This is a genomic window from Microbacterium sp. UBA3394 (genome assembly GCF_002358725.1).
In the GTDB taxonomy this organism is placed as follows: domain Bacteria; phylum Actinomycetota; class Actinomycetes; order Actinomycetales; family Microbacteriaceae; genus Microbacterium; species Microbacterium luteum.
This window is the reverse complement of the sequence record NZ_DEPK01000170.1, coordinates 1,348-8,295: the sequence shown is the minus strand read 5'-3', so window position 1 is coordinate 8,295 and position 6,948 is coordinate 1,348. Positions and strand designations below refer to the sequence as shown.

General features: G+C 70.8%; 6 protein-coding genes. 1 reads left to right on the top strand and 5 read right to left on the bottom strand.

All coding sequences use genetic code 11. The features are described from left to right. Window positions 1-40 precede the first annotated feature (40 nt). Window positions 41-1,864: a hypothetical protein gene (locus tag B4E30_RS10120; protein ID WP_286795165.1), complete on the top strand. Its 1,824-nt coding sequence runs from the start codon at window positions 41-43 to the stop codon at window positions 1,862-1,864. Here B4E30_RS10120 and B4E30_RS10115 read toward each other — a convergent pair. From B4E30_RS10115 to B4E30_RS10095, 5 genes are all read right to left on the bottom strand, one after another. Then, complete coding sequence (locus B4E30_RS10115; RefSeq protein ID WP_286795163.1) at window positions 1,821-3,176, bottom strand: MFS transporter; 1,356 nt, start codon at window positions 3,174-3,176, stop codon at window positions 1,821-1,823. The two genes, B4E30_RS10120 and B4E30_RS10115, sit on opposite strands and share 44 nt — an antisense overlap. 115 nt (window positions 3,177-3,291) lie before the next feature. Next, window positions 3,292-3,759: a VanZ family protein gene (locus tag B4E30_RS10110; protein ID WP_286795161.1), complete on the bottom strand. Its 468-nt coding sequence runs from the start codon at window positions 3,757-3,759 to the stop codon at window positions 3,292-3,294. 64 nt (window positions 3,760-3,823) lie between these two features. Next, window positions 3,824-5,227: a HupE/UreJ family protein gene (locus B4E30_RS10105; RefSeq protein ID WP_286795159.1), complete on the bottom strand. Its 1,404-nt coding sequence runs from the start codon at window positions 5,225-5,227 to the stop codon at window positions 3,824-3,826. Continuing rightward, window positions 5,224-6,378: a DUF3500 domain-containing protein gene (locus tag B4E30_RS10100; protein ID WP_286795157.1), complete on the bottom strand. Its 1,155-nt coding sequence runs from the start codon at window positions 6,376-6,378 to the stop codon at window positions 5,224-5,226. The genes B4E30_RS10105 and B4E30_RS10100 overlap by 4 nt, the downstream gene beginning before the upstream one ends. Window positions 6,379-6,465: 87 nt before the next feature. Next, window positions 6,466-6,870, bottom strand: coding sequence for a four-helix bundle copper-binding protein (locus tag B4E30_RS10095; RefSeq protein ID WP_286795155.1), 405 nt, complete (start codon window positions 6,868-6,870; stop codon window positions 6,466-6,468). Window positions 6,871-6,948: the final 78 nt, after the last annotated feature.

The window sequence follows — 6,948 nt, the reverse complement described above, 5'->3', positions numbered from 1 at the left end:
TTCGCTAACGTAAGGGGTACCCGCTTGGAAGGTCACCCGAATGCCTTACCCCGAGCTCCTCTCCGCACGCGTGCGTCTCGCCGGCGAAACGCGTGTCCGTCGTGCCCGGAGAGCGGTGCAGATCTGGGCGGATGCGGTCTCCGGCGGCGCGTTCTTCAACCGCTGGAGCACGGGGCTGTCGTTCGTTCTCGCGACGTTCGTGGGCGTGCCGACCCTCGACAACGCCTCCCTCGAGGGTTACGCGAAAGCCGTCGTGGTCGCGGCGCTCGGCTGGGTCGTGCTGGCCTTGCTGCTCGTGCCCGCAGCGATCGCCGAACGCCGCATCCGTGCGCGTGCGGTGCGGGGTGTGACGGTGGTCGCCGCGCTCCTGCTCGTGACCTGCATCCGCACCCCGCTGAACGACTGGCTCGGGGTGCAGCTGTGGGGTCTGAGCAGCGCCGGCCACTTCGGCCCGCGCACGGTGACCAATCTCATCTCCGCCATCGTGCTGTTCTCGCTCGTCACCGTGACCCACGCGCAGTACGCCGAGCGCCGCGCCACGAGCGCCCGCCTGCGCAATGCCCTGGCGACGATGCAGGTGCGGCTCTCGCGTGCCCGCGAACAGGCCGCGCTCACGCAGCAGACTCTCGCGGACACCGCCGCCAGGCTGCGCGCAGAGCGCGACATCATGCTCGCCGGGCCCCTCGACTTCGACGCCGTGCGCTCCTACGCCGACGAGGTGCGCTCGAGCAGCCACGCGCTCGAGCGCCTCGCCGCGGAGGTCGTCGAGGCGATCTCCGAGCCGGAGGTCGTCGACACCGCCGTCCGTGGGCGGCGCTCGGTGTCGGAGCGGCTGGTCGCCACGCCCTGGCTCATCGTGGCGATGGTCTATGTCATCGGCACCCTGCCGTTCTCGCTCGCGGCGGGCGGTCTGCCGGTGGTGGTGCTCGGGATGCTCGGGGTCGCCGCGATCGATCTGGCCGCTGGAGCCGTGGTGCGGTGGGTCATCCCGGACCGGCAGGGTCTGCTGCGCCCCATCCTCTTCGTCGCGGTCTGGACGGCGGCCGGCGTTGCGGTCGCGGCCCTCTCGCTCACGCTCCTGCCCGACATCGGCGTCGTGGGACTCGTCGGCGTCATCGCCGTCCCGGGACTCGTGAGCGTCCTCTCCCTCTGCATCGACGCGGTGCACCAGGCGCGCGTCGTGGCGCGACGGGCCGAGACGCTCCTCGCCGATGTCGCGCGGGATCTCGCCGGGGAGACGTCGCGCGCTCACGATCCGCTGCGGCGAGCGGTGAGTCTGCTGCACGGCCGGGTGCAAGGGCGCTGCGTGGTGCTCGCCGCGCACGTGGATGAGGGCGACGCGCGGGAGAGGCATCTGGCGGACTTCCGACGCGAGACCGACGACGCCTTCGGCCGCATGCTCGGCGTCGAGGAGCGTGAGCATCCCCCCGCGACCCGGGCCGGCGAGCTCGGGGATGCGGGTGCGGGCCCGATCGAGCGCATCCTCGGTGCCTGGGGTGCCGTGCTGGAGGTCACCGTGAAGACCTCCGACCGTGCGGCTCTCGCGATGATGGATGCCGACGTCGCTCGGCAGGTCGTCGAGGTCGTCAACGAGGCGCTCGTGAACGCGGTCAAGCATTCCGGCGCGCGAGCGGCCGTCGTCGACCTCGATGTGGCCGACGACGGCCGGATGCGGGTGCGGGCCGTCTCCCAGGGACGGCTGCGCGAGCAGGCGAGCGGATCCTCCGGCCTCGGCACGCGGGGCATCGATGTGACGGTCACGCAGTCGGGTGACGACGTGGTCTTCGACGCCCTGCTGCCGGAGGCCTCAGGTCACGGTGTCAGGCGGTCGCGCGTTCCGGCGTCTGTTCCGGCGTCGCGTTGAGGGAGCGGTGCAGTGTCTCGGGCAGGAAGGCGATGCCGATGACGCCGATCACGCTCAGCGCGACGAGGTAGCCCGCGACGAGCCAGGGTGCGCCGCCGGCGGCGCCGACGAGGGCGGCCGCGACGAGGGGAGCGGTGCCGCCGACGAGTGCGGCCGGGATCTCGCGCGAGATCGCGATGCCGCTCCAGCGCATCCGCGTGGGGAACAACTCGGCCAGCATCGCCGCGGAGACGCCGATCGTCGCGCCCTGGATGATCGCCAGCCCCAGCACGAGCGCGAGGCCCACGAGCCAGGAATCCTCGGTCTGGAACAGCAGGAACATCGGGAAGGCGAACAGCACCGCGAAGATCGCCGCGCCCATCAGCACCGGCTTGCGGCCGATGCGGTCGGCGAGATGGCCGAACAGCAGCGTCGCGGGGATGGTCAACAGCTCGGCCACGACCACGCCGATGAGCGCGTGGGTCGCATCGACCGACAGCGTGCCGGTCGTGTACGAGATCGACCAGGTCTGCACGACGTAGACCCACGGCAGGATGAAGACGAACAGCGCCATGCCGGCCAGCAGGTAGCGCCAGTGGGTGCGGATGGCCTCGGCCAGCGGCGCGCGCTGCACGGTGCCCTCGCGCTCGGCCGTCTCGAAGGCGGCCGTCTCCTTCACCCGCAGGCGGAAGTACAGGGCGAACGCGACGATCACGATGCTCGCGATGAACGGGATGCGCCATCCCCACGCCTGGAACTGCTCCAGCGGCATGACGGCGGTGATGATCGCGAAGGCCGTCGTCGCCAGCGCCATCCCGACGTACACCGACGCACCGGGGAAGCCGGCCGTCCACGCGCGGTTGGTCGACGGCGCCGATTCGCTGGCCATCGTCATCGCCCCGGCGAACTCCGCACCGGCCCCGGCGCCCTGGAACAGGCGCATGAGGATGAGCAGGATCGGCGCCCAGATGCCGATCTGCTCGCCGGTGGGCAAGAGGCCGATGAGGGTCGTGGCGGTGCCCATCATCAGCAGCGTCGCCAGCAGGGTCGCCTTGCGGCCGATCCGGTCGCCGAAGTGGGCGAAGATGAGGCCGCCGATCGGACGCACCGCGAACCCGACGGCGAACGTCGCGAACGCACTCAGGATGCCGGCGAGGTCGCCCGCTCCCGGAAAGAAGAGCGGTGCGAACACGAGCGCCGACGCCAGCCCGTACAGGGTGAAGTCGTACCACTCGATGATGGTGCCCACCGAACTGCCGATGACGGCCCGCCGGCGCTGGTCGCGCGAGTCGAGGCCGGACCGGTCGATGTCGTCCGAGGTTGCGGTAGCCATGGAACTCCTTCGTTCATGAGGTTCCGCCGGAGGCGGTCACCAGAACTGTAGGGATCGACGCCCGCGGAGCGCATGGGCGATCACACCATCATCGCGTGATCGCGATGGAGCTCCATCACACTCGGGTGGATGCTGGTTCCTGACGCAGGCGGCGACTCATCCATCTCGCGACGGCGACGGCGGCCAGCCCGAGCATCGCGCCGAGCGCGTTGGCCACGAGGTCGCGGGGATGCGAGATCCGGCTCTCGAGCGGGATCTGCACCACCTCGATGAACACCGTCAGCGCGAGCGGCGCCAGCACGCGCATCCCGCCCCGGAGAAGCAGGGCGCTGAAGACTCCTGCGGGCAGGAACATCACGACGTTGGCGACGATCTCGGCCGACGGGCCGTCGACCCATGCCGCCGTGTCGAGCCACGCGGCGGGGTTGAGCACGCCGAGCGGCGTCTCATTCGTCTCGGTCACCCAGGGCAGGGGTCGAACCGTCAGCCACAGCACGGCCGCGAGGTAGGCGGTGGCCAGGGCGGCGATGATCGGCAGGGTCGCGCCGACGCGTGGCGTCGCACGGATCGTCGATGTGCTCACGGGGGCTCCTGTCGTCGGGTCGTCTCGTCACCATACGAGCGCGCTGTGCTGTCATCCGTGCGCTTCAGCCGACCCTGAGGACACTCCCGGTGTCCACAGGGTCCGCGCATCGTCGGTCGACAAGATGGCGCACGCGCGCCAGCACCATCGCGAGGGCGGCGGCCACCCACAGTGCGCCGGCGATCCACGGGCTCAGCGCGCCGATTCCATCCGCGATCGTCGCGATCGCGTTCGCGACGCCGAGGCGGTCGAGCACCCACCCGATCGCCGCAAGGGCGATGAGGCCGGCGGCGACGATCCGCAGCGGCGAATAGACGCGCGTTCGTGCGAGCACGACCAGCGGCGGCAGCACGAGGGCCACGACCGCGAGCTGCATGAGCTCGATGCCGAGGTTGAAGCCCAGCAGGCTCAGCACCAGCTGCCAGCCGGTCAGATCCAGAGCCGTGAGCGTGAGCGAGAAGGCCATCCCGTGGATGAGCCCGAAGAGCCCGGCCACGAGCGCTTCCCGCCCGGGGAAGATCGGCCGGATGGCGTGGACGGCGGCGACGACGATGCTCGCCGCGATGAGCGCCTCGACCAGCTGCACCGGCACGGGCAGCCCGAGGGTGCCCATCGCCAGCGTCACGGAATGGCCGACGGTGAATGCGATCGTGATGCCCAGGATGCGTCGGACGGTCGTGCGCACCGGTGCGACGCCGCGCCAGCGTCCGGCGGCCGTGAGGAGGGGTGCGGGGAGGAGGAGGGTCAACAGGAACAGCTGATGGTCGGTGCCCTCGGCGATGTGCGACAGGCCCAGGCCGACCATGCCGGTGAATCCCTGCCACAGGCTGCCGTCGTCGAGGTCGATCGGCAACGGCGAGACCGTCCCGGTGACGGTGTCGACGTGAATGGTGCCGAGGTCGCGGGTCGATTCGAATTCGCCCGTGACCCAGTCGTTCTGCAGGGTCACGAAGATGTCGGCGGTGACCACCTGATGGATGATCGCGTCGTACGCCAGCACGAAGCTGCGGGCGTCGGCCGCCGTCGGAGCGGTCAGCTCCGCCGTGGCGGTCACCGCGAGGAAGGCGCCGGTGCCCCACTGCTCCACGTCCGACAGGGCGATGTCCGCGACCGCCACATCCCACGAGCCGGAATCCGACGACACCGCCATGTGGTCCTCGAGGTAGGCCTCGAGGGCATCGGCCGTGCCGGCGTCGATCACCGCACCGGCGTCGTCGGGCACGTCGATGCCGGAGGCGAGTTCGAGGTCGGCCGCGGGGAGCGTGAGGGAGGCCGTCACGCCATCGTCGTGGGCGTCGAGGGCGATGACCGTCGAGGGCACGACGTGGGCGGATGCCGGGGCCGCGACGATGAGCATGCCGACGAGGGCGACGAACACGCCCGCGATCATCGGGATCACGCGGCGACCGGGCCCGCGGCCCCGTGTGGGGGGAGCCACGGGACCGCGGGCGATCAGGGGGAGGGTCACGAGGTGAGCCCGCCGTAGTCGTTCTGCTTGTCGCGCCACACCGCGTGGGGGTGCGCGCCGGAGAGCACGATGCCGTTCTGCATCGAGAACTCGATCCACACCGACGGGCCGTCGATGCGGATGTAGTCGCCGACGGAATCCATCGCGGTGCCGCCGGAGAAGGCGACGTAGGTCTCATCCAGCTCGGCCTCGTACTCGGCCATGATGGTCGCCGCCGACTCGGCGTCGATGTCTTCGACGTAGGTCGCGATGGCCGCCAGCAGCAGCTCCTTCTGCTCGTCGGTGAGCGTCGAGACCTCCACGCCCTCCGCGGTGGTCGGGAAGGCCCAGTCCTCGCCGGGTCCGAGCAGGATGTCGCCGTACGACTGCGACAGCTGCGCCGCGGCGAGCTGGTCGCTGTCGAGGGATTCCAGGAGGGCGGCGAATGCGGCCTGCTCCTGCTGCTCGGCCTGCACCGTGACACCGTCCTGCTCGACCGTGTCCATCGGCTCCATGCCGCGGAACGAGGGGGTCGCGCCGACGAGCGTGCCGTCGGTGTAGGTGTTCGCGAGGGCGAGGTGGTGGCCCCCGAACTGCAGCTCCCACGTTCCCGAGTCCGACGGGGTGCCGAGGAAGGCGACGAAGAACTGGCCCTCGCCGTAGGCCGACCCGCCGCCGTTGTCGGCGAGGTAGTCGTCGCCGGCGAGGTGCTGCACGATCTCGTCGAAGCCCTCGTTCTCGGCCGAGCCGGTCACGGCGCGCAGGAGATCCTCCAGGGCTGTCCACTGCTCGTCGGTCAGGCTGTCGGTCTGCAGGCCGACGCGGCCGCCCGACGAGCTCTGCGCGCCCGGACCACCGCCGGCCAGCAGGGCATTGGGGAAGTTCGACCAGTTGGCGGCGTTGTCGAAGGTGTACTCCTGGAAGAGCGCCGCCTGCTGGTCCGCATCGAGGGTCGCCGCGAACGCCTCGGCCAGCGCGACGACGTCCGTCGTCGCTTCCGCGGTGGCGCTCGGAGTGCTCTCGGCCGTCGTCGTCGGCTCGGCGGTTTCGGTGCTCGTCGTCTCAGCGGTGCACCCGGCGAGGGCGAGGCCGACCGTGACCAGCGTCGCTGTTCCGATCGCGGCGGGGGTGCGGGTGATCGCCCGTCGTCGGGGCATTGCGGATTTGTGCATGCCCGCGACGGTAGGCGTCGCCGTGATGTCGATCCCCAGAGGAATCTGTGCGCAGCCTATGAGGCCGAGCCGTTAAGATGCGAGGCGTCAGAGAGCGGCGAGCAGGTCGGTGCACGCCTGTTCGCAGCGCCGGCACGACTCCGCGCACACGCGGCAGTGGTCGTGCATGTCGGCATGGCTGCCGCACTCGGCAGCGCACGCGGCGCACGCCGTGCGGCAGGCCTCGAGCACGGCGCGCACGACGGCGAGGTCGGGCTGGGTCTGTCGAGCCAGCACGGCCGACGTCGCAGCGCAGATGTCGGCGCAGTCGGAGTTGAGGCGGATGCAGCCGACCAGGTCGGCCACCATCTCCTCGCCGAGGCAGGCATCCGCGCACACGGTGCACACCTGCGCGCACTCCACGCACGCCTCGAGGCAGCGGCGCACGAGCTCGCTGGTGTCACCTTCGTCCACCTGCGGGTGGGAGGACCACATCTGGTCGATCACCGTCATCGTCTTCTCCTCCTGTCGGGTCCGGGTCAGTGGATGGGCACGCCGCCGGTGACCGCGATCGTCTCGCCCACGACGTAG